Origin of the sequence: Polynucleobacter sp. 80A-SIGWE (assembly GCF_018882295.1) — a bacterium.
Taxonomy (GTDB): Bacteria; Pseudomonadota; Gammaproteobacteria; order Burkholderiales; family Burkholderiaceae; genus Polynucleobacter.
In genome coordinates this window covers 362,003-384,488 of the sequence record NZ_JACVOR010000001.1, presented here as the reverse complement: position 1 = coordinate 384,488, position 22,486 = coordinate 362,003, and the positions used below count along the sequence as shown (strand labels likewise).

At 45.8% G+C, this 22,486-nt stretch carries 34 protein-coding genes; 8 read left to right on the top strand and 26 right to left on the bottom strand.

Annotated elements, in window-relative coordinates; all coding sequences use genetic code 11:
* Positions 1 to 5 precede the first annotated feature (5 nt).
* A complete protein-coding gene (locus tag ICN25_RS02065) occupies positions 6 to 2,342 on the bottom strand; it encodes a penicillin-binding protein 1A (RefSeq protein WP_216178770.1) in 2,337 nt (778 codons plus the stop codon).
* 140 nt (positions 2,343 to 2,482) lie between these two features.
* Here ICN25_RS02065 and ICN25_RS02060 point away from each other — a divergent pair, with 140 nt between their 5' ends.
* From ICN25_RS02060 to aroB, 4 genes are read left to right on the top strand one after another with little or no spacing between them, the layout of a single operon-like run.
* Complete coding sequence (locus ICN25_RS02060) at positions 2,483 to 3,163, top strand: hypothetical protein (RefSeq protein ID WP_216178769.1); 681 nt, start codon at positions 2,483 to 2,485, stop codon at positions 3,161 to 3,163.
* A gap of 5 nt (positions 3,164 to 3,168) precedes the next feature.
* Positions 3,169 to 4,281, top strand: a complete 1,113-nt coding sequence (locus ICN25_RS02055) for a secretin and TonB N-terminal domain-containing protein (protein WP_255536640.1) — start codon at positions 3,169 to 3,171, stop codon at positions 4,279 to 4,281.
* A 12-nt stretch (positions 4,282 to 4,293) separates the two neighbouring features.
* On the top strand, positions 4,294 to 4,818 hold the full coding sequence (locus ICN25_RS02050; protein WP_215302357.1) for a shikimate kinase: 525 nt from the start codon (positions 4,294 to 4,296) through the stop codon (positions 4,816 to 4,818).
* 8 nt (positions 4,819 to 4,826) lie between these two features.
* Complete coding sequence (gene aroB / locus ICN25_RS02045) at positions 4,827 to 5,909, top strand: 3-dehydroquinate synthase (protein ID WP_216178768.1); 1,083 nt, start codon at positions 4,827 to 4,829, stop codon at positions 5,907 to 5,909.
* 13 nt (positions 5,910 to 5,922) lie between these two features.
* On the opposite strand, the gene cyaY is transcribed toward aroB, so the two are convergent.
* Positions 5,923 to 6,306, bottom strand: a complete 384-nt coding sequence (cyaY, locus tag ICN25_RS02040; protein WP_216178767.1) for an iron donor protein CyaY — start codon at positions 6,304 to 6,306, stop codon at positions 5,923 to 5,925.
* Positions 6,307 to 6,353: 47 nt separating this feature from the next.
* On the opposite strand from cyaY, the gene ICN25_RS10015 reads away from it, so the two are divergent.
* Positions 6,354 to 6,545 carry a lipoprotein gene (locus ICN25_RS10015; RefSeq protein WP_216178766.1) on the top strand — a complete coding sequence of 64 codons (192 nt, stop codon included), beginning with the start codon at positions 6,354 to 6,356 and terminating at the stop codon, positions 6,543 to 6,545.
* Entirely contained in the window at positions 6,542 to 7,840 is a 1,299-nt protein-coding gene (gene lysA / locus ICN25_RS02030) for a diaminopimelate decarboxylase (protein ID WP_216178765.1), read from the top strand. The genes ICN25_RS10015 and lysA overlap by 4 nt, the downstream gene beginning before the upstream one ends.
* Before the next feature lie 94 nt (positions 7,841 to 7,934).
* Here the strand turns inward: lysA and ICN25_RS02025 are convergent, their stop codons facing one another.
* A complete protein-coding gene (locus tag ICN25_RS02025; RefSeq protein WP_216178764.1) occupies positions 7,935 to 8,669 on the bottom strand; it encodes a cytochrome c in 735 nt (244 codons plus the stop codon).
* A gap of 114 nt (positions 8,670 to 8,783) precedes the next feature.
* Between ICN25_RS02025 and yihA the strand changes: the two genes are divergently transcribed.
* Positions 8,784 to 9,449 (top strand): ribosome biogenesis GTP-binding protein YihA/YsxC, encoded by a 666-nt coding sequence (yihA, locus tag ICN25_RS02020; RefSeq protein WP_215376446.1) that lies wholly within the window; start codon positions 8,784 to 8,786, stop codon positions 9,447 to 9,449.
* A complete protein-coding gene (gene hemB, locus ICN25_RS02015; RefSeq protein WP_255536639.1) occupies positions 9,433 to 10,452 on the top strand; it encodes a porphobilinogen synthase in 1,020 nt (339 codons plus the stop codon). The genes yihA and hemB overlap by 17 nt, the downstream gene beginning before the upstream one ends.
* Before the next feature lie 50 nt (positions 10,453 to 10,502).
* On the opposite strand, the gene dsbD is transcribed toward hemB, so the two are convergent.
* The 23 genes from dsbD to rplP form a co-directional block, all read right to left on the bottom strand.
* Entirely contained in the window at positions 10,503 to 12,176 is a 1,674-nt protein-coding gene (gene dsbD, locus ICN25_RS02010; protein ID WP_216178763.1) for a protein-disulfide reductase DsbD, read from the bottom strand.
* 5 nt (positions 12,177 to 12,181) lie between these two features.
* Positions 12,182 to 12,514 (bottom strand): divalent-cation tolerance protein CutA, encoded by a 333-nt coding sequence (cutA, locus tag ICN25_RS02005; RefSeq protein ID WP_216178762.1) that lies wholly within the window; start codon positions 12,512 to 12,514, stop codon positions 12,182 to 12,184.
* A gap of 68 nt (positions 12,515 to 12,582) precedes the next feature.
* A complete protein-coding gene (gene rplQ, locus ICN25_RS02000; RefSeq protein ID WP_015420256.1) occupies positions 12,583 to 12,975 on the bottom strand; it encodes a 50S ribosomal protein L17 in 393 nt (130 codons plus the stop codon).
* Between the two features lie 16 nt (positions 12,976 to 12,991).
* The gene (rpoA, locus tag ICN25_RS01995) at positions 12,992 to 13,972 is read right to left on the bottom strand and encodes a DNA-directed RNA polymerase subunit alpha (protein WP_015420255.1); all 981 of its coding nucleotides are present in this window, start codon (positions 13,970 to 13,972) and stop codon (positions 12,992 to 12,994) included.
* A gap of 23 nt (positions 13,973 to 13,995) precedes the next feature.
* Entirely contained in the window at positions 13,996 to 14,619 is a 624-nt protein-coding gene (gene rpsD, locus ICN25_RS01990) for a 30S ribosomal protein S4 (RefSeq protein ID WP_216178761.1), read from the bottom strand.
* A gap of 118 nt (positions 14,620 to 14,737) precedes the next feature.
* On the bottom strand, positions 14,738 to 15,145 hold the full coding sequence (gene rpsK / locus ICN25_RS01985) for a 30S ribosomal protein S11 (RefSeq protein ID WP_015420254.1): 408 nt from the start codon (positions 15,143 to 15,145) through the stop codon (positions 14,738 to 14,740).
* Between the two features lie 18 nt (positions 15,146 to 15,163).
* Positions 15,164 to 15,529, bottom strand: coding sequence for a 30S ribosomal protein S13 (rpsM, locus tag ICN25_RS01980; protein WP_015420253.1), 366 nt, complete (start codon positions 15,527 to 15,529; stop codon positions 15,164 to 15,166).
* Positions 15,530 to 15,553: 24 nt separating this feature from the next.
* Complete coding sequence (rpmJ, locus tag ICN25_RS01975; RefSeq protein WP_012357167.1) at positions 15,554 to 15,670, bottom strand: 50S ribosomal protein L36; 117 nt, start codon at positions 15,668 to 15,670, stop codon at positions 15,554 to 15,556.
* Between the two features lie 35 nt (positions 15,671 to 15,705).
* The gene (gene infA / locus ICN25_RS01970) at positions 15,706 to 15,924 is read right to left on the bottom strand and encodes a translation initiation factor IF-1 (protein ID WP_015420252.1); all 219 of its coding nucleotides are present in this window, start codon (positions 15,922 to 15,924) and stop codon (positions 15,706 to 15,708) included.
* A gap of 4 nt (positions 15,925 to 15,928) precedes the next feature.
* Positions 15,929 to 17,266, bottom strand: coding sequence for a preprotein translocase subunit SecY (secY, locus tag ICN25_RS01965; RefSeq protein WP_216178760.1), 1,338 nt, complete (start codon positions 17,264 to 17,266; stop codon positions 15,929 to 15,931).
* Between the two features lie 17 nt (positions 17,267 to 17,283).
* Positions 17,284 to 17,724: a 50S ribosomal protein L15 gene (rplO, locus tag ICN25_RS01960; protein WP_015420250.1), complete on the bottom strand. Its 441-nt coding sequence runs from the start codon at positions 17,722 to 17,724 to the stop codon at positions 17,284 to 17,286.
* A gap of 27 nt (positions 17,725 to 17,751) precedes the next feature.
* Positions 17,752 to 17,940 (bottom strand): 50S ribosomal protein L30, encoded by a 189-nt coding sequence (rpmD, locus tag ICN25_RS01955; RefSeq protein WP_015420249.1) that lies wholly within the window; start codon positions 17,938 to 17,940, stop codon positions 17,752 to 17,754.
* 24 nt (positions 17,941 to 17,964) lie between these two features.
* Positions 17,965 to 18,483 carry a 30S ribosomal protein S5 gene (gene rpsE, locus ICN25_RS01950; RefSeq protein WP_100379470.1) on the bottom strand — a complete coding sequence of 173 codons (519 nt, stop codon included), beginning with the start codon at positions 18,481 to 18,483 and terminating at the stop codon, positions 17,965 to 17,967.
* Between the two features lie 18 nt (positions 18,484 to 18,501).
* Positions 18,502 to 18,855, bottom strand: coding sequence for a 50S ribosomal protein L18 (gene rplR, locus ICN25_RS01945; protein ID WP_216178759.1), 354 nt, complete (start codon positions 18,853 to 18,855; stop codon positions 18,502 to 18,504).
* A 13-nt stretch (positions 18,856 to 18,868) separates the two neighbouring features.
* Entirely contained in the window at positions 18,869 to 19,402 is a 534-nt protein-coding gene (rplF, locus tag ICN25_RS01940; protein ID WP_062307051.1) for a 50S ribosomal protein L6, read from the bottom strand.
* A gap of 10 nt (positions 19,403 to 19,412) precedes the next feature.
* On the bottom strand, positions 19,413 to 19,808 hold the full coding sequence (gene rpsH, locus ICN25_RS01935) for a 30S ribosomal protein S8 (RefSeq protein WP_015420245.1): 396 nt from the start codon (positions 19,806 to 19,808) through the stop codon (positions 19,413 to 19,415).
* 24 nt (positions 19,809 to 19,832) lie between these two features.
* On the bottom strand, positions 19,833 to 20,138 hold the full coding sequence (gene rpsN, locus ICN25_RS01930) for a 30S ribosomal protein S14 (RefSeq protein WP_015420244.1): 306 nt from the start codon (positions 20,136 to 20,138) through the stop codon (positions 19,833 to 19,835).
* 9 nt (positions 20,139 to 20,147) lie between these two features.
* On the bottom strand, positions 20,148 to 20,690 hold the full coding sequence (gene rplE, locus ICN25_RS01925) for a 50S ribosomal protein L5 (RefSeq protein ID WP_015420243.1): 543 nt from the start codon (positions 20,688 to 20,690) through the stop codon (positions 20,148 to 20,150).
* Between the two features lie 16 nt (positions 20,691 to 20,706).
* Positions 20,707 to 21,015, bottom strand: a complete 309-nt coding sequence (gene rplX / locus ICN25_RS01920) for a 50S ribosomal protein L24 (protein WP_011901911.1) — start codon at positions 21,013 to 21,015, stop codon at positions 20,707 to 20,709.
* 9 nt (positions 21,016 to 21,024) lie between these two features.
* On the bottom strand, positions 21,025 to 21,393 hold the full coding sequence (gene rplN / locus ICN25_RS01915) for a 50S ribosomal protein L14 (protein WP_015420241.1): 369 nt from the start codon (positions 21,391 to 21,393) through the stop codon (positions 21,025 to 21,027).
* A gap of 186 nt (positions 21,394 to 21,579) precedes the next feature.
* Positions 21,580 to 21,849, bottom strand: a complete 270-nt coding sequence (gene rpsQ / locus ICN25_RS01910) for a 30S ribosomal protein S17 (RefSeq protein ID WP_076024550.1) — start codon at positions 21,847 to 21,849, stop codon at positions 21,580 to 21,582.
* 12 nt (positions 21,850 to 21,861) lie between these two features.
* Positions 21,862 to 22,056, bottom strand: a complete 195-nt coding sequence (rpmC, locus tag ICN25_RS01905; protein ID WP_015420239.1) for a 50S ribosomal protein L29 — start codon at positions 22,054 to 22,056, stop codon at positions 21,862 to 21,864.
* Positions 22,057 to 22,070: 14 nt separating this feature from the next.
* Positions 22,071 to 22,484: a 50S ribosomal protein L16 gene (gene rplP, locus ICN25_RS01900; RefSeq protein WP_015420238.1), complete on the bottom strand. Its 414-nt coding sequence runs from the start codon at positions 22,482 to 22,484 to the stop codon at positions 22,071 to 22,073.
* Between the last annotated feature and the right edge of the window lie 2 nt (positions 22,485 to 22,486).

The following is a 22,486-nucleotide window of genomic DNA, read 5'->3' as shown; positions in this document are numbered from 1 at the left end:
ACGAACTACTGCAGTTCGCGCACACCACCGTTATTAGAAAACTCCGGGATAAACCAATCGCCATCAACTTGGGTGACGCCTGCAGGTACTTCACGACCTTGTTGTGGCTCATCCTTCAGCGCAGTACTCATATAAGAAATCCACATTGGCAAAGCAAGACCGCCACCAGTCTCACGATCACCTAAGCTAGCTGGCTTGTCAAATCCAATCCAGGCAATAGCTACTACCTTCGGGTTGTATCCCGCAAACCAAGCATCATGAGAATCATTGGTTGTACCTGTTTTACCCGCGACATCACTGCGACCCAATTTCGCTCTCGCACTTCCCGCGGTTCCAGTCTTGGTAACCTCTTGCAACATACTATCCATCACAAATGCAGTTCTTGCGTCTAATACGCGAGGTGCATCTTCTCGAGCATGGGTAGGCTTGGCTTCAAATAAAACTGTTCCTTTTGAATCTATCATCTTATTAATTAAGAATGGATCTACACGATAGCCGCCGTTAGCAAACACGCTGTAAGCAGAAGCCATTTGCAGCGGAGTTACAGAGCCCGCACCCAAAGCCATAGTTAAGTAAGGCGGATGCTTCTCCTTCTCAAAACCAAAGCGCTGAATATATTCTTGTGCATAGGATGGACCGATGGCGCGAATGAGTCGCACAGATACCAAGTTCTTCGATTTAGCTAAAGCAGTACGCAAGCGCATCATGCCTTCATATTTGCCATCGTAGTTCTTTGGCTCCCAAGCTTGGCTACCAGTTTCCATACTGCCAATAGATAGCGGCGCATCGTTCACCATCGTGCTTGGAGAGAAACCTTTTTCAATTCCAGCAGCATAAATAAATGGTTTAAATGAAGATCCTGGTTGGCGCTGAGCCTGAGTGACGTGGTTAAATTGATTGCGACGGAAATCAAAACCACCTACCAAGGAAAGTATCGCGCCCGTCTCGGCATTCATAGAGACAAAGGCTGCTTCAACTTGCGGTAATTGCGCTAACTTCCAAACGCCACCATCCGAAAGTAATCTAATGATGGCTCCAGGACGCAAACGCTTTTTGGGTTGAGTGCTATCCGTTAAAGAAGCGGCAGCAAGCTTCATGCCCTCGCCTTTTAGTGTGATCGTATCCCCTGTTGAAATCATCACTTGCATTTCTTTTGGCCTGACATCGAGCACAACACCTGACTGCAAATCATCTAGCTGGGGGTATGCCAATAAGGCCTCATCAATCGCGCGCTGACGCTTGACGTGATCTTCTGGCAAATCAATAAATCCTTCTGGACCACGGTAAGCGTGACGTAAGTCATATTCAAAAATACCGCGACGCACTGCCTTATATGCCGCATCTTGATCCGCCTTCAAGATCGTGGTGTAGACATCGATACCCTGGGAATAAATTGCTTCACCGTATTGCGTAAACAGTAGTTGACGCACCATCTCAGAAGCAAAATCAGCGCGGGTACTAAATTCATTTCCAAGACCACGAATATGCAACTCCTCTGCCATAGCAACTTGATACTGCTCGGGAGTGATGTACGACAAATCACGCATCCGCTGCAAAATGTATTCCTGGCGAATCTTGGCACGACGGAAGTTACTTACCGGGTTATATGCAGATGGTGCTTTTGGCAAACCAGCTAACATCGCCGACTCCGCAATCGTGATGTCTTTTAATTCTTTACCGAAATAGATTTGGGCTGCACTAGAGAATCCATAAGCCCTTTGGCCCAAAAAGATCTGATTCATATAAATCTCAAGAATCTTGTCTTTACTTAATTGAGACTCAATTTCCCAAGACAGGAGAACTTCGTAAATCTTGCGGCTAAAGGTCTTTTCATTACTTAGGAAGAAGTTCCGAGCCACCTGCATCGTGATGGTTGAGGCGCCTTGAGAAAGGTTGCCACGTAAATTGGTGAGCGCCGCCCTAAGAATACCAACGTAGTCCACCCCACCGTGGGAGTAAAAGCGATCATCTTCAATAGCCAAGACGGCATTACGCATACTCATGGGGATTTCATTCAAAGGAATCACCTTACGGCGCTCCTCCCCAAACTCACCGATCAGAACCTTATCAGCCGTATAGATGCGTAATGGTGTTTTAGGGTTGTAATCAACCAGTGCCGAGATCTTCGGCAAATTTGGCTTTGCTATTAAGAAGGCATATCCCAACAGCAACGTAATCACCACTGCAAAGACCATGCTGAGAATTAGCAGTGCCTTAATCAGGGGATTGCTTCCTGATTTTCTGGATGAGGCATGCTCCGCTCTCGGCTGACCAGGACGTCTATCAGGCTGTCGGTTAAACCGCCGATTTAAGGGCGGCTTGTCTTTTGGGGGTAGAGCCATAGATTCAAATTATAGGGTGCTTACGCAATTTTCCCGAAAGCTCCAAAACCCTTGTTTGAAAGATTTTGGGTTGGATTTTTCTGACGCCCAATTCTGCTTTCCCTGATCGTTTTTACTATCCCCGGGGCAAACAATATGGCATGCCTCCACGCCACATTTCCCCCCAGTCTTTTGATGACATTCTGAGTGAGTTAGGGGATGACCCTGCAATTCCAGATCCCCACGGAATTCGGAAATCATCCTCTCCTCCCAGGGAAGATTTTGCACCTCAAACAAAGACTCTAAAGCCCTCTATTCTGACCAAATCCCTTGAGCTAAATAGGCTTAATTTTGGCCCGATTTGGATCCTTGGCGCCCTCTTATTAATCTGCGGGGGCAGCCTCTTCTTCTATTTTGACCGCAATAAATCTGGTGCCGAAGGGGAAATAAGTAACCTACAGAATCAGCTATTAGCCCTCAAAGAAGACTTTGAGTTATCTCAAGGCGAATGGGAACTTGAGAGGGATGATCTATATCAGGCAATAGAAGATATGGAAGTGAGTATTCACTCATTAGAGATAAAAGCGCCAATACAGGCACCTCGAAACAAGTCAGTAGTCATTCCGTACGAAGCTGATCTTCGTCGCTGGAGGTATTTAGGTATCACCCGTATGGGGGCGGCGGAGCAAGCTTTTTTTCATACCGGCAAGTCCACAAGGATGGTGATCAAACAGGATCTAACTTTGGGCGAATGGCGCCTGACCCAAGCTGAAAAAGAGCTGGCTATCTTGACCCACCCCAAAGGCAAATCCATCACTTTTAAGTCAACCCAATCAGAGTAACTTTATTGAAGATCTTACAAAAATCTCATGCCGCCCTACTCGCCTCAGTAGTGCTTTTTTTGATCAACCCAGCCTCAGGAAATGCTCCAGAAGGAAGCTCTTCAACCACCCTCAAAGATAGTCGCATTAGCCTGCAATTTAGCCAAATTGAAATGACTGAGCTTTTGCAGGTTTTGGCAAAAATGGGGAATACCAACTTCCTTCTAAGCGAATCTATTCAGGGCAAGATCTCGGTCGATCTTAAGGACACCCCTTGGCAAACTGCCCTCCATTCCATTCTTGCTAGTCGGGGATTAAGGCTTGTCCGAAATGGGGATATTTACTGGATTGGTCCTCATGCCGAAATTCAGAGTTTTCAAAAGTTTCGACGGGAGGATGCCGCTCTGCCTTTTGGGGGCGATCACATTAATAGCCCTCGCCAGATCCTGATTGAGGCTCGCATCGTCGAGGCCGATCAGCGCTTTGCCCGCGAACTAGGAATGAAGTTGGGATACCAGGCCAATGGCATTGGCAATCAGCCAGACCAAAATGCCAGCGCCAATCTTGATCTAGGAGGGACTGGTTTGGCCGGCTTTAACCCAGCCACCCTGGCTGCAACTCTAGTTTCCAAGAATGCAGCCAGACTATTGCAGATAGAGCTTTCAGCCCTCGAATCTGATGGTCAGGGCAAGATTCTCTCCAATCCCCGAATCATGACTGGCGATCAAGTTAAAGCCACAATTGAGCAGGGAACTGAGCTCCCTTATCAAGTGAGCTCTCAAAGCGGGAGCAAATTACAGTTCCGCAAAGCCAATTTACGCCTAGAGGTCTTACCCAAGATTCATCCTGACGGGAAGATCTCGATGCTGGTGGGGATCAATAAAGACACTATTGGCATGAAAACCGAGCAGGGCTATGCCATCGACACCAAAAACCTCAGCTCTGAGGTCACTGTTGAAAATGGGGGCACAGCCATTATTGGGGGCATCTTTCAAACCACCGAACGAGATGATGAAATCAAGGTTCCACTTCTCGGCGACATTCCCTTGATTGGGCATTTATTTCGCCACAAATCCAAATTAGCAGATAAAACCGAACTATTAGTCTTCTTAACCCCCACCGTGCTGGACAAACACTAATAAAATCGGAGGGTGAACTCTTCATCCAACAATATCTTTCTGATTGGCCTTATGGGCGCCGGGAAGTCGACCGTCGGTAAATTGCTGGCTAAGAAATTGGGTCGTCGATTTTTGGATGCCGACCATGTGATTGAAGATCGTTGTGGAGTCAAAATTCCCGTCATCTTTGAAATGGAAGGTGAGGATGGATTTCGCAAACGTGAGGCTCAAGCTATCAAGGACATCACCGCCGAACATGATGTCATTTTGGCAACAGGTGGTGGCGCCGTACTCCTGCCTGAGAATCGCCAATTCCTCAGCGAAAGAGGAACGGTAATTTATCTCCACGCAAATCCGATGGAGCTTTGGCATCGCACTAAAGGTGGTGAAGGTAGGCCGCTTCTTAAAAATGGCGATGCAAAAAAGATTTTGGAAAACTTATACGCCATTCGTGATCCTCTGTATCGCGAAATCGCCGACTATGTAATTGAGACTGGGAAGCCCAGCGTCAATCAACTAGTCAACACTCTCATCATGCAACTCGAACTCTCCGCATAAATTTATCCATGAAAACATTAGAAGTTGATCTAGGCAATCGTAGCTACCCCATTCATATCGGTACGGATTTAATAGATCAGCCAGAATTATTTAACGCTTGCGAAAAAGCGACATCGATTTATATCGTTACCAATACGACAGTTGCGCCTTTATATGCAGAGCGTCTCACCAAAACTTTAGAGAAACTCGGTAAGCCCGTCCAAACGATTGTGCTGCCTGATGGAGAGTCTTATAAGGACTGGAAAAATCTTCAATTGATTTTTGATGACCTCCTTAAATTTGGCGCTGATCGCCAAACCATGTTGGTAGCTTTAGGTGGTGGTGTTATTGGTGACATGACCGGCTTTGCTGCTGCCAGCTTTATGCGCGGCATCCGCTTCATTCAAGTGCCGACAACCTTACTGGCTCAGGTGGACTCCTCTGTCGGTGGCAAGACAGGCATTAACCACCCACTCGGAAAAAATATGATTGGGGCGTTTCATCAGCCAGCAGCGGTCATTGCCGACCTCAATACCCTGAAGACATTGCCTGCACGCGAACTCTCTGCAGGCTTAGCTGAAGTAGTTAAGCATGGTGCAATTGCAGACGCTGAATTTTTGAGCTGGATAGAGGCAAATGCAAAAGCATTACTAGCGTGCGATACCGCAGCAATGGCGCATGCAGTATTACGCTCTTGCGAAATTAAATCGGCCGTTGTTTCAGCAGATGAGAGAGAAGGCGGGATCCGTGCCACTCTTAATTTTGGACATACCTTTGGTCACGCGATTGAGGCTGGCATGGGTTATGGCGAGTGGTTACACGGTGAGGCTGTGGGCTGCGGCATGGTCATGGGCGCAGATCTCTCGCGACGCCTGAACTTCATCACCCAAGATGAGGTCAATCGCTTAACTCAAATTATTCAGTCTATGAATCTGCCGATTGCGCCTCCCAAGTTTGGCGCCCAGCGTTATATGGAATTAATGCAGGTAGACAAAAAGACTGAAGGCGGTCAAATCCGTTACGTCGTTTTAGAAAAGATTGGCAAAGCGCAAATTAAGAGTGTTCCCGATGCCCAGGTTATCGAGACCCTAACAGCAACTGGGGCAGTTTAATTTTCTAGCTTGCTTATTTCTGAAGCAGGCTAATAGTGATTGCCTGACCAGCTTGAGCACTAGCAAATTCAGATAAATCAGTGAGAAGCTCGCGCCCTGTTTTGGTATCTAACCATAGGGGCGTAGCCAAAGTTCCGGCCCAGCGATAGTGATAACCGCCAGATTTAGCCGCTACCCAGATTTCATGTAAAGGTGGCTGTGTATTGACCACAATTACGCTGCGATCCCTAAATCGAATATTGATCACGTTCCCGCCCTGGCGCTCTACATCGAGGTCTAAATCCAGCGCATCGTCTGCAGCCTCTAGGGCCACCTCTATCGACTGCAATAAATTGCTACCCAACTGATGGAATTGCTTATCGTCAATGGTTTCCACAGTCAAATTGCCTGGCTTCATATTAGAGTCCTGCATGCTATATTCAATCATTCGTTTTAGAGACATTCATGATAGCGATTCTTAAAAGAACTCTTGGCATTAGCCTTCTAATATCCCTTGTTGGGTGTGGGGTAAGAGGGCCATTATATTTGCCAAATGTGCCGCCGGCGCCTAGCCCTCCTTCTGAGCCAGAACCCAAAGGCAAACTCTATCCACCCCAAAGCCCCGCTGCAACTAACCCATCACCGGCCAAGCAATGACAAGTAAAGCAATTCCACTCCCTGACCTAGCTGGATTTACAGAACGCAATGGCAATTGGTATGCAGAAGAAATTCCTCTGTCAGATTTGGCAAAAGAGTTTGGCACGCCTTTATATGTCTATAGCAAAAAAGCGTTAACCGAGGCTTATCAAGCCTATGACAAAGCTTGTGTAGACTCCTCTGGTAAGCGACGCGCTCGCGTCCACTATGCAATGAAAGCGAATAGCAACTTAGCTGTGATTGATTGCTTTAAAAAATTAGGCTCTGGCTTTGACTTAGTCAGCGGTGGTGAATTAGCTCGTGCACTAGCAGTTGGTGCAGATCCAAAAAGTTTGGTATTTGCGGGTGTTGGTAAGTCCGCCCATGAAATCGCTCAAGCATTGCAAGCAGGTGTTAAATGCATCAATGTGGAATCGATTGCCGAGCTACACCAAATTAATCGCGTTGCTACAAAACTCAATTGCCGCGCCCCAATTTCTTTGCGCGTGAATCCCGATGTGGATGCACAAACGCATCCTTATATTTCTACTGGATTAAAAGGGAATAAATTTGGCATCGCCTATCACGAGGTTTTAAAGACATATCGTGAAGCCGCATTGCTTTCACAAATTGATGTGGTTGGTATTGATTGCCATATTGGCTCACAAATCACCACAACTGCACCCTACCTTGATGCCCTTGATAAGGTACTCGAGCTAGTTGCTCAATTGAAAAAAGAAGGTATTGAGATTCATCATCTTGATTTAGGTGGAGGTCTTGGTATTTCGTATGGCGATGACAACCCACCTGACATTACCGAGTTCACGAACACCTTGCTCAATCGCGTTGCTGAGCGTGGCTTTGCGCATCTCGATATCGTCTTAGAGCCCGGTAGATCCTTGGTGGGCAATGCTGGCGTGCTGCTGACTCAAGTGGAATATCTCAAGCCTGGTGCCGAGAAAAACTTTTGTATTGTGGATGCAGCAATGACAGAGTTAATGCGTCCAGCCCTCTATGAGGCTTATCACGGCATCGTTCCAGTCCAAACTAAACAAGTTGCAAGCTCTACTTATGACATCGTTGGGCCTGTATGTGAATCTGGTGACTGGCTCGGAAGAGATCGCAAGCTTGCAGTTGAAGAAGGTGATCTGCTGGCTATTCTGTCTGCCGGTGCTTATGGTTTTGTAATGGCATCCAATTACAACACCAGACCAAAACCTGCTGAGATTATGGTTGACGGTAAAAATGCATATGTCATTCGTGCGCGTGAAAATATTGCCGATCTCTTTGCCAGTGAAACTACCCTGCCAAACTAAATTTAATTAATAACGCATTTAGCTTGGTAAATTTCTAGGCAATAAAAAACCCCGCTGAAGTAGCGGGGTTTTTGTTTTCTACTGAAACTAGCTATTAATGCAAGCCAGCCATGTAATCAGCAACAGCCTTCATTTCTTGATCAGAAAGCTTAGTCGCGATCGTTGTCATCTGAGTGCTATTTTTACGAGTACCTTCGCGGAAGGCTAGTAACTGTGCTGTGTTGTACTCAGCCCACTGACCGCCCATGCGTGGGTACTGTGATGGGATGCCAGCACCAGTTGGGCCATGACATGCTGCACATGCTGGAACACCTTTAGCAGCGATACCGCCACGGTAGATGCTTTGACCTAATGCAATAGTGTCTTTATTTTGAGCAACGCCTTGTGAAACTGGCTGAGTTACCAAGTAAGCGGCAATATTATTCATATCTTGCTCAGTTAAGGTAGCGGCCATTCCCATCATGACGGGATTAGCACGAGTGCCATCTTTGAAGTTCTTTAACTGCTTAGCTGTGTATGCTGCATGCTGAGCAGACAACTTAGGCCAAGTAGCGGTTGCGCTTTGACCTTTAGGGCCATGGCAAGTCAAGCAGGCAGTAACGCCACGGCTAGCATCGCCATTAGAGTAAAGCGCTTCACCTGCAGCAGGATCGACTTTAGGCTTGCCTGGAACAACTGGCTTAGCAGCAGCTTCCGCCATCGGGGCAGCAGCAGGCGCAGGATCTGCGGCGCTAACCATGCCGGAGTAGCTGGTCATTGCCAGTAATAAGCCAGCGGCTAGGCTAGCGCTTACGCTAGTTAATTTGGAGATTTGAGAGGTTTGACGCATTATGTTTACCTTGGCAAAAATTCCTAAAAGTGTTTGGGCCCTACTTTTACAACCTTTTACCCAACACCATGAGATATTTCATGATTTTGCGTGATTTTACAATAGCTTCTGGACATGTCTAAACTCTTTCAAGCCCGATTTGCGACCACAGTCAATGACACCCATTGCCTGCCTGCCACTCCACTCCGAGAGGTGGCCTTTGCTGGGCGCTCAAATGCGGGCAAATCTAGTGCAATTAACGTACTTTGTAACCAAAAACGCCTCGCTTTTGCCAGTAAAACGCCAGGGCGCACCCAGCACATTAACTATTTTGGTCTTTTTGCAAAAGATGATCTTTTAGCCTATTTAGTGGATTTACCGGGATATGGCTATGCAGCTGTCAATCATGAGACCAAATACCACTGGAATGCCCTTCTAAGCGATTACCTGCAGGAGCGGGAGCAACTGGTAGGCATGGTCCTGATTGTGGACTCTAGACGCGGCATCACCGATCTGGATGAACAAATGATTCAATGGTTTGTGCCAACCGGCAAACCAATCCATATTTTGCTCAGCAAGTGCGACAAGCTCAATAAAAGTGAGTGCAAGCATGCTTTAGAAGCTGTGCGTAAACAGTTGCAACAATATGATCCAGCACTGCCTGATGGCAATGGTGAATCTAAGAAACTTACGGCACAATTATTCTCAAGCACCAAGCGCATTGGTCTTGAAGAGGCCGACAATATTGTTATTAAATGGTTATTTGAAGCAGAGACTCAAGAAGATGAAATCACAAGCTAACTCTTTGTTGAACTTTCCGGCTCACCGCCCACGTCGCATGCGTCGCGATGATTGGTCGCGTCGCCTAATGCAAGAAAATCATCTCAGCTCAAGCGATCTAATCTATCCAGTCTTCTTGCTTGAGGGTAACAACCAATCTCAAGCCGTTGCTTCTATGCCCGGAGTTAATCGCGTATCACTCGATTTATTGTTTGGCGTTGCTGAAGAATGTGTTTCATTAGGCATTCCTGTCATTGCACTATTTCCGGTGATTGATGCATCCCTGAAAACACCTGATGGCAAAGAAGCTTTTAATCCCAATGGATTAATTCCGACTGCAGTGCGTGAACTCAAGAAACGCTTTCCTAATTTGGGCATCATGACGGATGTCGCACTTGACCCTTATACAAGCCATGGTCAAGACGGCGTCTTAGATGAGCAAGGTCGTATTCTGAATGATGAAACCACAGCAATCTTGGTACAACAAGCTATTGCTCAAGCGGAAGCTGGTGTTGATATTGTTGCGCCATCAGACATGATGGATGGTCGTATCGGAAAAATTCGTGAAGCGCTAGAGCAGAAGAAACTTATTCACACTCGCATCATGGCTTACTCAGCCAAATACGCATCAGCTTTTTATGGTCCATTTCGTGATGCAGTAGGTTCAGCAAAAAATTTAGGTAAAGCTGATAAGAAAACTTATCAAATGGATTGTGCCAATACTGATGAGGCTTTGCGGGAGGTTGCTCTCGATATCAGTGAAGGTGCTGATATGGTGATGGTCAAACCTGGCATGCCTTACCTCGATATCGTACGCAGAGTCCGTGATGAATTTAATTACCCGACTTATGCCTATCAGGTAAGTGGCGAGTACGCCATGCTCAAAGCTGCCGCGCAAAATGGTTGGCTAGATCACGACGCTGTGATGATGGAATCTTTACTAGCATTTAAACGTGCTGGCGCTGATGGCATCTTGACTTACTTCGCGCTCGAGGCTGCGCGCCTTATCAAGGCAAGTAAATAACTTCACTAGCGAAGACTGAATAAGTAAAAACTTATTCAGTCTCAATTAATTTAATTTCCTAGTGCTTTTTTCAAGCGCTCGGTAAAGCGTTGTGGTGGCATATATCCAATTACACGCTGATCTTTTAATTCTTCTGAATTAAGATCAAAGATCAAAATTCCGGGCGGGCCAAATAATCCAAAGCGCTTCAATAGAGTTTGATTCTCAGGACTATTCTTTGTAACATTAGCTTGCAGTAAAACAAATTTCTGCAGCTCTTGATTCACTTCAGGATTTGCGAAAGTATTAACTTCCATCTCCTTGCAAGAAATGCACCAATCTGCATAAAAATCTAAGAGCACTAATTTCTTTTGTTCTTTTGCTTGAGCCAAGAATTGATCTAACTGCGCGCTAGACTCAATCACAGCAAAACTTGCATTTCCAATCTGATGTTGGCGTTGGCCATTGGCAACTGTTGTCGTTGCGCCGCTGCTGCTATTCTGGAATAGCGGTGAAGCGATCCATGCCGCAGTAGCAACCAATAAAACACCCAATGTTCTTTGCAACCAAACCATCCAAATACCAGTTGATGGAATGAGGATTCGCGCTTCAATAGCAATAAAGAGTAGTGGCAAGCCCATACCCAAAGCCATTACAAAGAGGAGGCCTGCCCCCAAACTCATTGAGCCCGTTTGGGCAATGAAAGCGAGTACTCCAGCTAAAGGTGCGGTAATACATGGGCTAGCAACTAATGTAGAAATTCCACCCAGAGCAAAGGCACCCGCAAAACTGCCTCCTTTGTGGCGCCCTGCTAATTGATCCACCTTTTGCTGCCAAGACTGGGGCATTCTGAGCTCATATAGGCCAAATAGACTTCCCGATAAGGCCAATAGCAGCAAAGCAAACGAAATCAGCGCTATAGGGCTCTGTAGAGCTCGTTGGACGCTTCCTCCTAAGGCAGCCATCAAGACTCCAGCCAAGGCGTAGACGCAAGCCATACCAAGCACATAAGCCACAGCCAAGAGGCTTGCCCGGCTTTTGCTAATCGATTTCTTGCCCTGTGTTCCAAATACCACGCTCGAGAGAATCGGTAGCATCGGTAAAACACAGGGGGTGAATGCCAGAGCTAGGCCTAGAATAAAGAAAGCAAGGAAAAGATATCCAGTGGGGGTGCTTTCTAAAAAGCGACTAATGGCATTAACGTCATCACGCTCACGCCATACATCTATTAGACTCAATTCTTTTTTTGGTGAATTACCTGCTTCTACCCCATCCAATAATTCTGGTATCGGCCCGGCCTTTACACCAGGGCCCGCGAGCAGGAACTTGAGAGTCATTGGTGGATAACAAATTCCCGCTTCAGCGCAGCCTTGTAATTCCAACTCTAGATATAGAGGCTTTCCGGCTTCCGCTTTTTTATCTAGCGTGAGCAGAAATGCCTGCTTATACACCTGCATTTTCTTCTGAAAAGTCTCGTCATATTTTTCAATCCCAGAAGGGAGTGATGCCCTTACAAGTCCTAATTTACTGGGCTGGGAACCCATTTTGAAATGCAGGGATTCTTGATAGATGTAATAACCCTTAGCCGGAAAAATCTCCAACTCGATGTCATTCGTATTTACCGCCCACGTTGCTTCAGCCTGAAAGGCTTTCTCAGGAGGAAGAAATTCTGGGGCTGCAAAAGCATTAGCAACAAAGAATAAGAATGCCGCTAGAACCGGGATGAATTTATTAATCAATCTCATGTGACTCACTTTACCTCGGCCTGCACCCACTTGCCATATAGCACTTCATATTTTTCAGGCACGTAGGCAATCACCTCTGGCAAATCATAAGGGTGATGACTTTTGATGAAATTAGAAACATCCACCCATTTATCTGCAACTGTTTTTGCTGACAACATAACTTCATTTGCCTCGCAAATCTTGCCTTCCCATCGGTAGATGGAATGCACGCCGTCCTGAATTTGCACGCAGGCAGCCAGATGAGCTTCAAGCAACTGATGCGCCATTTTCTTTGCATCTTCAAGGGATTCAAAACTGGTGGTAATAATCAATAGTTCGGCTGATTGGTCTTTGGTCATGGTGTATTTATAACCGTATAAATGAAAAAAGCCAGACCGAAGCCTGGCTTTTAATCTTGCTAAAGGGCTTAAGCCTCTTCAGCTACTGCTGTTTCTTCAACTTCTGGGCGATCAACTAACTCAACCAAAGCCATAGGTGCATTATCACCATGACGGAAGCCAAACTTCAAAATACGAAGGTAGCCACCTGGACGAGTTGCGTAACGTGGGCCGAGCTCTGTGAAGAGTTTGGTCACGATATCGCGATCGCGTGTGCGATTGAATGCTAAGCGACGGTTTGCTAAGTTATCTTTTTTACCCAAGGTAATTAAAGGCTCAACAACCATGCGCAATTCTTTTGCTTTTGGCAAAGTGGTTTTAATCACTTCGTGTTCCAAAAGAGAATTGGACATGTTGCGCAGCATCGCCAAGCGATGTGATGATGTTCTGTTTAGTTTGCGTAAGCCGTTTCCGTGACGCATGATGCTTCCTTTCTAATTATTTCTCGAGGTTAGCTGGAGGCCAGCTTTCGAGTTTCATGCCAAGACTTAAGCCACGAGCCGCCAATACATCTTTGATTTCATTCAAAGACTTACGACCTAAATTAGGCGTCTTCAACAATTCATTCTCTGTACGTTGAATCAAGTCACCGATGTAGTAAATGTTCTCAGCCTTCAAGCAGTTTGCAGAGCGCACTGTGAGTTCGAGATCATCAACCGGACGCATCAACATTGGATCAACCATTGAAGAGCGGCTTGGTGCGAGATCACCAGAAACTTCGCTGCTTTCGAGGGCTGCGAATACAACTAACTGATCAACCAAAATGGTAGCTGCTTGACGAATCGCCTCTTCAGGAGACAACACACCGTTTGTTTCGATTGTCATTACGAGACGATCAAGGTCGGTACGTTGCTCAACACGAGCAGACTCAACAGCGTAACTAACACGGCTTACTGGGCTAAATGAGGCATCCAATACGATGCGACCAATGATCTTGGTAGCTTCGTCATGGTATTGACGCATATTGCCTGGTACATAGCCACGGCCTTTTTCAACCTTGATCTGCATATCCAATTTGCCACCAGCTGACAAATGAGCGATAACGTGATCAGGGTTAATGATTTCTACGTCATGTGGCAAGTCGATATCTTTTGCAGTAACAACGCCCGGACCTTCTTTACGCAAATTGATAGTAACTTCGTCACGTGACTGCAACTTAAATACGATACCTTTGAGGTTCAACAAAAGGTTAACTACATCCTCTTGAACGCCATCTAATGTGGAGTATTCATGAACAACACCAGCAATTGCTACTTCAGTTGGCGCATAACCAACCATCGAGGACAACAAAACACGACGTAATGCATTGCCGAGTGTGTGGCCATAGCCACGCTCGAACGGCTCCATAACAACCTTAGCTTGGTTGGCGGTAAGCGCTTCAACAGAAATAATTTTTGGCTTGAGCAAATTTGTTTGCATATTTTTTCCTTGAGAGTGCCTAATTAGCGTGAATACAATTCGACGATCAAACTTTCATTAATTTCACCGCTAATATCTTCACGGTCAGGCACTTGCTTAAACGTTCCCTCGAGCTTGGCTGCGTCAACTGAAACCCAAGTAACAACTGCCATTTGTCCAACCAAATTGAGTGATTCTGTAATACGCGCTTGCTTCTTCGCTTTTTCACGAATTGCCACTACATCACCAGGCTTAACCTGAATTGATGGAATGTTTACTGGGCTACCATTGAGCAAAATTGCGCAATGAGAAACCAACTGACGCGCTTCAGCACGAGTAGAACCAAAGCCCATGCGATAAACCACGTTATCTAATCGTGACTCAAGCAACTGAAGCAATGTTTCACCAGTGTTGCCCTTACGACGTTCAGCTTCTGCGAAGTAACGACGGAATTGACGCTCTAATACGCCATAGATACGCTTAACCTTTTGCTTTTCACGCAATTGATTACCGTAATCAGATGTTCTTGAGCCAGATGTACGACCATGTTGACCAGGCTTAGTATCTAACTTGCACTTGTCTGACAGGGCGCGACGTGCGCTCTTTAAAAATAAGTCGGTACCTTCCCGACGTGCTAATTTGGCCTTAGGCCCTAAGTAACGTGCCACGATGCTTTCCTTTCTTTGCCGCAGTCTTACGACCGGCGGTGAGTTCGCCTTTTAAATCAGGCGAACAGTGGGCTTTAATAAAAAACTACTAAAACTGTTGTACTGCCAACTTCCAAGCTTAGATACGACGACGCTTAGGAGGACGGCAACCATTGTGTGGAACTGGAGTTACGTCTTGAATCTCAGTGATTTTGATGCCCAATGAGTTCAATGCACGAACTGCTGATTCACGACCTGGGCCTGGGCCTTTGATCTGAACTTCCAAATTCTTGATACCGCATTCAATAGCTGTCTTACCAGCAACTTCAGCAGCTACCTGAGCAGCAAAAGGTGTTGATTTACGTGAGCCCTTGAAGCCCTGGCCACCAGATGTTGCCCATGAAAGCGCATTACCTTGGCGATCAGTGATCGTAATGATGGTGTTATTAAAAGAAGCGTGAACGTGTGCAATACCGTCAGCAACGTTCTTTTTAACCTTCTTGCGTGCGCGCTGTGAAGCTGCAGAAGCGGATTGTTGTTTTGCCATGTCAATAAACTTTCTTGATTATTTCTTGAGTTGCACACCAGACTTACGTGGGCCCTTGCGGGTACGCGCGTTAGTCTTAGTACGTTGACCACGTACAGGCAAGCCCTTACGATGACGAACGCCACGATAGCAGCCTAAGTCCATCAAACGCTTGATGCTCATCGTTACTTCACGACGAAGGTCACCTTCAGTGATGAACTTACCTACTTCATCACGCAACTTTTCCAAGTCACCGTCAGTAAGATCTTTAACTTTTTTGTCGATAGCAACACCCGTGGTTTCACAAATTTTGCGAGCACGTGTTGTGCCGATGCCAAAAATTGCTGTTAAACCGATAACAGTATGTTGATGATTTGGGATATTTACCCCAGCGATACGTGCCATGAGATTTCCTCTTAATTAACCAGATCAGCCTTGACGCTGCTTATGACGTGCGTCTGAAGAACAGATCACGCGCACAACGCGTTTGCGCTTAATGATCTTGCAATTTCTGCAAATACACTTAACGGATGCCAAAACTTTCATAACTCACCTCTAAAAAAATATGTACTACTTAATCTTTACTTCGCTCGGAAAATGATTCTTGCGCGCGTAAGGTCGTAAGGAGTCATCTCCACCGTCACCTTATCTCCTGGCAGAATGCGGATGTAATGCATCCTCATCTTTCCAGAAATGTGCCCCAGAACCACATGTCCGTTCTCTAGCTTCACGCGAAACATTGCGTTCGGCAAATTCTCAATAATTTCTCCCGCCATCTGAATTACATCGTCTTTAGACATTCAGTTAAGCGCCCATCTTAAAGTTAGCTTTTTTCATCAAAGAACCATATTGTTGTTGCATTACGAATGACTGAACTTGAGCCATGAAATCCATTGCAACAACGACAATAATCAACAATGAAGTACCGCCAAAATAGAATGGCACGTTGTACTTCAACACTAAGAATTCTGGTAACAAGCAAACCAAAACCATATAAATTGCACCAGCCAATGTCAAACGAACTAAGATCTTGTCGATATAACGACCGGTCTGATCACCAGGACGAATACCCGGAACAAAGGCACCGCTCTTCTTCAAGTTATCTGCTGTTTCACGGCTATTGAAAACTAAAGCTGTGTAGAAGAAGCAGAAGAAAATAATTGCTGCTGCATACAAAATTGTGTAAACAGGTTGGCCTGGGGCTAATGTTGCTGCCAAGTCTTTAATAACTCTGCTGAACATATTGGTAGGCTCGCCTGATGTAAACCAGCCAGCAATCGTTGCAGGGAACAAAATAATAGATGAAGCAAAAATTGGAGGGATAACACCAGCCATGTTCAACTTCAATGGGAAGTATGAAGACTGACCGCCATATACCTTGTTACCAACTTGACGTTTAGCGTAGTTGACCAAAATACGGCGCTGACCACGCTCTACAAATACAACAAAATAAGTCACTGCAATACAAATCACCACGATGAGTAATGCGGATAGGATATTCATGGAACCGGTACGAACTAATTCAAGCAAGCTACCGATTGCAGTTGGCAAGCCAGAAACAATGCCGCCGAAAATAATAATAGAGATACCGTTGCCGAGACCGCGCTCAGTGATCTGCTCGCCGAGCCACATCAGGAACATCGTGCCAGTAACTAAAGTAACTACTGTGTTGAGTTCAAACATCAAGCCAGGATTAATAACCAAACCTGGTTGAGCCTGCAGTGCTACTGAGATGCCTAATGCCTGGAATGTTGCCAAGAACACAGTACCGTAACGGGTGTACTGAGTAATTTTGCGCTGTCCTGCTTGACCTTCTTTTTTCAAAGACTCCAAAGAAGGAACAACAATCGTCATTAACTGCATGATGATCGATGCAGAGATGTACGGCATGATTCCTAAAGCAAAAACTGTAAAGCGCGATAAAGCACCACCTGAGAACAGATTGAACATTCCCAAGATGCCATCTTTTTGACCGGAGAACAATTGAGCCAATTGGTCAGGGTCAATACCTGGAACAGGAATGTGTGCGCCCAAACGGAACACGAGCAATGCCAAAACTAGGAATATCAAGCGTTGGCGTAATTCGCCAAACTTGTTTCCTGATTGAGCAATATTTGCTGTGTTGGTAGGAGCGAGTGCCATCGTTTACTAAAAACTAATTAAACCAAGTCAACCAATTTGCCGCCAGCTGCTTCAATAGCCGCTTTTGCACCTGCAGTTGCTGTAATACCTTTGAGGGTCACAGCAATTGACAGTTCGCCAGTCTTAATTACTTTGACTGCATTGATTTGCTCGCCAGCAAAACCGTGAGCTCTCAAAACCAACAAGTCCACTTCTGGCAAGTTGATTTTTGCTAAATCATTCAAAGTGATTTGACCAACGTGACGACGTGTCAAAGACACGAAACCGCGTTTTGGCAAACGACGATACATAGGCATCTGACCGCCCTCGAATCCAACCTTGTGGAATCCGCCGGAACGTGATTTTTGACCTTTGTGACCGCGGCCTGCAGTTTTACCAAGACCTGAACCGATGCCGCGACCTACGCGACGACGATTTTTCTTGGATCCCTCTGCGGGTTTGAGTGTATTGAGTTGCATATTCTTCGCCTATTTACTTGCTAGTTATTAGCCAATGACTTTAACTAGATAAGAAACTTTATTAATCATTCCGCGAACAGCTGGAGTGTCTTCCAATTCTGAAACAGAATTGATGCGTCCGAGGCCTAAACCACGAACAGTTGCACGGTGGCTTTCGCGTGTGCCGATCAAGCTGCGTACTAATTGCAGTTTGACTTTGGAGTTAGATGTTGTCATTTATAGATTCCTAATCTTTTGGTCTTAGCCGAGAATCTCTTCAACTGACTTACCGCGCTTGGCAGCAATTTCAGAAGGAGTGCTCATCTTGCTCAAGCCATCAATCGTTGCACGAACCATGTTGTAAGGGTTTGTTGAGCCAAGTGACTTAGCAACAACGTTAGTTACACCCATTACATCGAAAATTGCGCGCATTGGGCCACCAGCGATAACGCCAGTACCGTCTTTAGCTGGAGAAATCATCACGCGTGACGCGCCATGCTTACCAATCACAGTGTGTTGCAAAGTACCTTTACGTAAGGAAACTTTGATCATCTTGCGACGTGCTTCGTCCATTGCCTTTTGAACAGCAACTGGAACTTCTTTTGATTTGCCTTTGCCCATGCCGATACGACCATCGCCATCGCCAACTACAGTGAGTGCAGCGAAGCCGAGAATACGACCACCCTTAACCACTTTAGTTACACGATTAACAGCAATCATCTTCTCGCGAAGACCGTCATCACGCTCTTCGTTTTGCATCTTGTTTTGCATTTTTGCCATGTTTTTTCCTAAACCCTATTAGAACTTCAGGCCGGCTTCACGCGCAGCTTCAGCTAAGGCCTTAATACGGCCGTGGTAACGATGACCGGAACGATCAAAAGCAACATCACTAACGCCTGCTTTAACAGCACGCTCAGCAACTAATTTGCCGATTTGTTTAGCCGCATCAGCGTTGCCGCCGTTTTTGATCGCTTGGCGCAAATCTTTTTCCATTGTTGAAGCAGCTGCTACAACTTTGGTTCCACATGGGCTGTATACCTGTGCAGAAATGTGTGAGTTGCTACGGATAACTGTTAAGCGATTTGCCAATGCTTCGGCAATGCGAATACGAGTCTGCCTAGCGCGTCTTTGTCTGGATTCGTCTTTATTCATTTTTTAATCTCGCTTACTTCTTCTTAGTTTCTTTCAGGTGTACAACCTCATCCACGTAGCGAACGCCCTTGCCTTTGTATGGCTCTGGTGAACGGTATGCGCGAACTTCAGCAGCAACCTGGCCAACTTGCTGCTTGTTGGAACCTTTAATAATGATTTCAGTTTGAGTTGGAGTCTCAGCTTTTACACCCTTTGGCAGGTTGTAAATAATGTCGTGTGAGAAACCTAACTGCAACTTCAATGTTTCGCCCTGAGCAGCAGCACGGTAACCAACGCCTACCAAGCTGAGCTTGCGCTCAAAGCCAGTAGTTACGCCAACAACCATGTTGTTTACTAAAGCGCGGGCTGTACCTGACTGTGCACCAGCTTCTGGTGTGTCGTTATTTAAAACAACTGTCAATACGCCATCTTCTTGTTTCAAACCAACAGAAGGATGCAAGTTATGTGTCAAAGTTCCCAATGGGCCTTTAACAGTAATGTTTGCACCGTTGATGCTGATTTCAGCGCCCTTAGGGACTGGAATAGGTGATTTACCAACGCGGGACATATTTCTCTCCTTACGCGACGTAGCAAATAACTTCGCCACCAACGCCGTTTGCACGAGCTTTGCGGTCTGTCATTACGCCTTGTGGGGTTGAAATAATTGCAATGCCCAAGCCATTCATCACTTCAGGAATGTCGTGGCGGCCTTTGTAGATGCGTAGACTTGGTGTAGAAACACGGTCAATACGCTCAATAACAGGGCGGCCTGCGTAGTATTTGAGTTCAATGTGTAGCACTGGCTTAGCTGCTTCACCTTTGATTTCAAAACTATCGATATAACCTTCATCCTGCAAGACTTTTGCAATAGCTACTTTAACTTTTGACGACGGCATCAAGACTACGGGTTTCTGCACTGCTTGCGCATTGCGGATCCTTGTCAACATGTCGGCGATTGGATCGCTGATACTCATGAGTTCTCCTAATTCTTTCGCCGCTTACCAGCTGGCCTTGGTTAAACCGGGGATTTCGCCACGGAAGGCGATTTCACGAATCTTGCTACGCGCTAAACCAAACTTACTGAATACACCGCGTGGACGACCGGTTAATGAACAACGATTTCTTTGACGAATCGGGCTTGCGTTACGTGGAAGTGCCTGTAGCTTCAAGCGAGCTTCATAGCGCTCTTCATCACTGCGTGATTGATCAGCAATGATTGCCTTGAGTTCAGCACGCTTTACAGCGTACTTCTCTACAGTTTTAGCGCGCTTATTCTCGCGCTCAATTAGGGATAGTTTTGCCACGTTAGCCTCTTAATTGCGGAATGGGAATTTGAACGCTGCTAACAAAGCTTTTGCTTCTTCGTCAGTCTTAGCGGTCGTCGTAATACTGATATTGAGACCACGGAGGGCGTCAATTTTGTCGTATTCGATTTCAGGGAAAATGATTTGCTCTTTAACGCCGATGTTGTAGTTACCACGGCCGTCAAATGCCTTACCGGAAATTCCGCGGAAGTCACGTACGCGTGGCAAAGCAACAGTTACGAAACGATCTAAAAATTCATACATGCGCTGACCGCGCAATGTCACCATGGCACCGATTGGGTAACCTTGACGAATTTTGAAACCAGCAATCGCTTTTTTCGCTTTTGTCACAACTGGCTTTTGACCTGCTACTTTAGTCAAATCACCAACTGCATTTTCGATAATTTTCTTGTCGTTCACTGCATCGCCCAAGCCCATGTTCAGGGTTACCTTAGTGATACGTGGAACTTCCATTACTGACTTGTAACCAAACTTGGCGATCAAATCAGCAACAACTTTAGCTTGATAGTGTTCTTGAAAACGTGTGCTCATAATTTCTCCGTGCCCCTTATGCGCTTAAAGTTGCGCCAGTGGTTTTGAGGAAACGTTGCTTTTTACCGTCCACGAGTTTGATACCAACACGTGATGGTTTGCCGTTACCGTCAACCACAGCCACATTAGAAATGTGAACAGGCATCGTCTTGTCAATCATGCCGCCAGTAACACCGGCTGCTGGATTTGGCTTAACGCTCTTTTTGTAAATATTTACGCCTTCGATTACTAATTTGTTCTCGAGAACGGCTGTAACTGTTCCTTGCTTGCCCTTATCGCGGCCAGTCAACAGAACTACTGAATCACCTTTACGAATCTTTTTCATATCAGCCTCTTAAATAACTTCGGGGGCGAGAGAAACGATCTTCATGAACTTCTCAGTACGCAATTCGCGCGTAACTGGTCCAAAGATACGTGTGCCGATTGGCTCTAACTTAGCGTTGAGCAATACCGCAGCGTTTCCATCGAACTTAATCAATGAGCCGTCTGGACGGCGAACACCCTTAGCAGTTCTCACTACTACGGCGTTATAAATATCACCTTTTTTTACACGGCCACGTGGAGCAGCGGACTTTACAGTCACTTTAATGACATCACCGATACTGGCGTAACGACGCTTAGAGCCGCCCAATACCTTGATGCACAAAACTTCACTGGCGCCTGTGTTATCGGCGACCTGTAATCTACTTTCGGTCTGAATCATTTTTTAATCCCCAACTTGTTAGCCAAAGGCAAACAGTCTTGGTTCCGTCTATGGGCTTTAACGAAAGTTAAAACCCGGAATTAATGAAAAAACACTGCTTCTCCCAATAAAACCAGAGAAGCTTTCTATCATACTACGCAAAACAGGGATTTGGCAAGAAAGTTCGCCAAAATCCCTAATATTTCTTTAAATACCTTTGGATTCTTGAACTAAACGGGTCACAACCCAAGATTTAGTGCGTGAAATTGGCTTAGATTCAGCAATTTCAACGGTATCACCCATCTTGTATTGGCCAGCTTCGTCATGAGCATGGTATTTTTTGGACTGTCCAACATATTTGCCATAAAGCGCATGTTTTACTTGGCGCTCAACTAGCACAGTCACAGTTTTTTGCATTTTATCGCTAACGACACGACCCACAAGGGTGCGGCGCAAGGGTTTAGATAATTCTGTCATATCCCTTTTTCCTTATTTCTGTGCAGTTTTTTGAGTAATAAAAGTCTTTACGCGAGCAATTTCACGCTTAGTTTTACCCAATTGGCTGGTATTTGTGAGTTGCTGAGTACCCTTTTGCATACGGAGCTTGAAGCTAGTCTTCAAGAGCTCTGTTAATTCTGCGTTCAAGGCAACCAGATCTTTGGATGCTAATTCTGTCTTTTTCATAATCTCTATCCCGATCAACCTAAGTGGCGAATCACGAAAGTGGTTTGCAATGGCAACTTAGCAGCAGCAAGCTTGAAAGCCTCGCGCGCCAAACCTTCATCCACACCATCCATCTCGTACAAAATCTTGCCTGGTTGAATTTCTGCTACGTAGTACTCTGGATTACCTTTACCGTTACCCATACGTACTTCAGCTGGCTTTTGTGAAATTGGCTTGTCTGGGAAAATACGAATCCAGATACGACCACCACGCTTAATGTGACGTGTCATTGCGCGACGTGCAGATTCAATCTGACGTGCAGTCAAACGACCACGGCCAATAGCTTTCAATCCAAAGTCACCAAAGGCTACTGAACTACCGCGTGTTGCCACGCCAGTGTTACGTCCCTTTTGTTCCTTGCGATACTTACGACGCTTTGGTTGTAGCATGC

Bases quoted from the DNA above. Each gene is read 5' to 3' on its own strand.
- ICN25_RS02065 (WP_216178770.1), bottom strand. From the start codon at position 2,342: ATGGCTCTACCCCCAAAAGACAAGCCGCCCTTAAATCGGCGGTTTAAC.
- ICN25_RS02060 (WP_216178769.1), top strand. From the start codon at position 2,483: ATGCCTCCACGCCACATTTCCCCCCAGTCTTTTGATGACATTCTGAGT.
- aroB (WP_216178768.1), top strand. From the start codon at position 4,827: ATGAAAACATTAGAAGTTGATCTAGGCAATCGTAGCTACCCCATTCAT.
- cyaY (WP_216178767.1), bottom strand. From the start codon at position 6,306: ATGAAGCCAGGCAATTTGACTGTGGAAACCATTGACGATAAGCAATTC.
- ICN25_RS10015 (WP_216178766.1), top strand. From the start codon at position 6,354: ATGATAGCGATTCTTAAAAGAACTCTTGGCATTAGCCTTCTAATATCC.
- lysA (WP_216178765.1), top strand. From the start codon at position 6,542: ATGACAAGTAAAGCAATTCCACTCCCTGACCTAGCTGGATTTACAGAA.
- ICN25_RS02025 (WP_216178764.1), bottom strand. From the start codon at position 8,669: ATGCGTCAAACCTCTCAAATCTCCAAATTAACTAGCGTAAGCGCTAGC.
- yihA (WP_215376446.1), top strand. From the start codon at position 8,784: ATGTCTAAACTCTTTCAAGCCCGATTTGCGACCACAGTCAATGACACC.
- hemB (WP_255536639.1), top strand. From the start codon at position 9,433: ATGAAATCACAAGCTAACTCTTTGTTGAACTTTCCGGCTCACCGCCCA.
- dsbD (WP_216178763.1), bottom strand. From the start codon at position 12,176: ATGAGATTGATTAATAAATTCATCCCGGTTCTAGCGGCATTCTTATTC.
- cutA (WP_216178762.1), bottom strand. From the start codon at position 12,514: ATGACCAAAGACCAATCAGCCGAACTATTGATTATTACCACCAGTTTT.
- rplQ (WP_015420256.1), bottom strand. From the start codon at position 12,975: ATGCGTCACGGAAACGGCTTACGCAAACTAAACAGAACATCATCACAT.
- rpoA (WP_015420255.1), bottom strand. From the start codon at position 13,972: ATGCAAACAAATTTGCTCAAGCCAAAAATTATTTCTGTTGAAGCGCTT.
- rpsK (WP_015420254.1), bottom strand. From the start codon at position 15,145: ATGGCAAAACAACAATCCGCTTCTGCAGCTTCACAGCGCGCACGCAAG.
- rpsM (WP_015420253.1), bottom strand. From the start codon at position 15,529: ATGGCACGTATCGCTGGGGTAAATATCCCAAATCATCAACATACTGTT.
- rpmJ (WP_012357167.1), bottom strand. From the start codon at position 15,670: ATGAAAGTTTTGGCATCCGTTAAGTGTATTTGCAGAAATTGCAAGATC.
- infA (WP_015420252.1), bottom strand. From the start codon at position 15,924: ATGTCTAAAGACGATGTAATTCAGATGGCGGGAGAAATTATTGAGAAT.
- secY (WP_216178760.1), bottom strand. From the start codon at position 17,266: ATGGCACTCGCTCCTACCAACACAGCAAATATTGCTCAATCAGGAAAC.
- rplO (WP_015420250.1), bottom strand. From the start codon at position 17,724: ATGCAACTCAATACACTCAAACCCGCAGAGGGATCCAAGAAAAATCGT.
- rpmD (WP_015420249.1), bottom strand. From the start codon at position 17,940: ATGACAACATCTAACTCCAAAGTCAAACTGCAATTAGTACGCAGCTTG.
- rpsE (WP_100379470.1), bottom strand. From the start codon at position 18,483: ATGGCAAAAATGCAAAACAAGATGCAAAACGAAGAGCGTGATGACGGT.
- rplR (WP_216178759.1), bottom strand. From the start codon at position 18,855: ATGAATAAAGACGAATCCAGACAAAGACGCGCTAGGCAGACTCGTATT.
- rplF (WP_062307051.1), bottom strand. From the start codon at position 19,402: ATGTCCCGCGTTGGTAAATCACCTATTCCAGTCCCTAAGGGCGCTGAA.
- rpsH (WP_015420245.1), bottom strand. From the start codon at position 19,808: ATGAGTATCAGCGATCCAATCGCCGACATGTTGACAAGGATCCGCAAT.
- rplE (WP_015420243.1), bottom strand. From the start codon at position 20,690: ATGAGCACACGTTTTCAAGAACACTATCAAGCTAAAGTTGTTGCTGAT.
- rplX (WP_011901911.1), bottom strand. From the start codon at position 21,015: ATGAAAAAGATTCGTAAAGGTGATTCAGTAGTTCTGTTGACTGGCCGC.
- rplN (WP_015420241.1), bottom strand. From the start codon at position 21,393: ATGATTCAGACCGAAAGTAGATTACAGGTCGCCGATAACACAGGCGCC.
- rpsQ (WP_076024550.1), bottom strand. From the start codon at position 21,849: ATGACAGAATTATCTAAACCCTTGCGCCGCACCCTTGTGGGTCGTGTC.
- rpmC (WP_015420239.1), bottom strand. From the start codon at position 22,056: ATGAAAAAGACAGAATTAGCATCCAAAGATCTGGTTGCCTTGAACGCA.
- rplP (WP_015420238.1), bottom strand. From the start codon at position 22,484: ATGCTACAACCAAAGCGTCGTAAGTATCGCAAGGAACAAAAGGGACGT.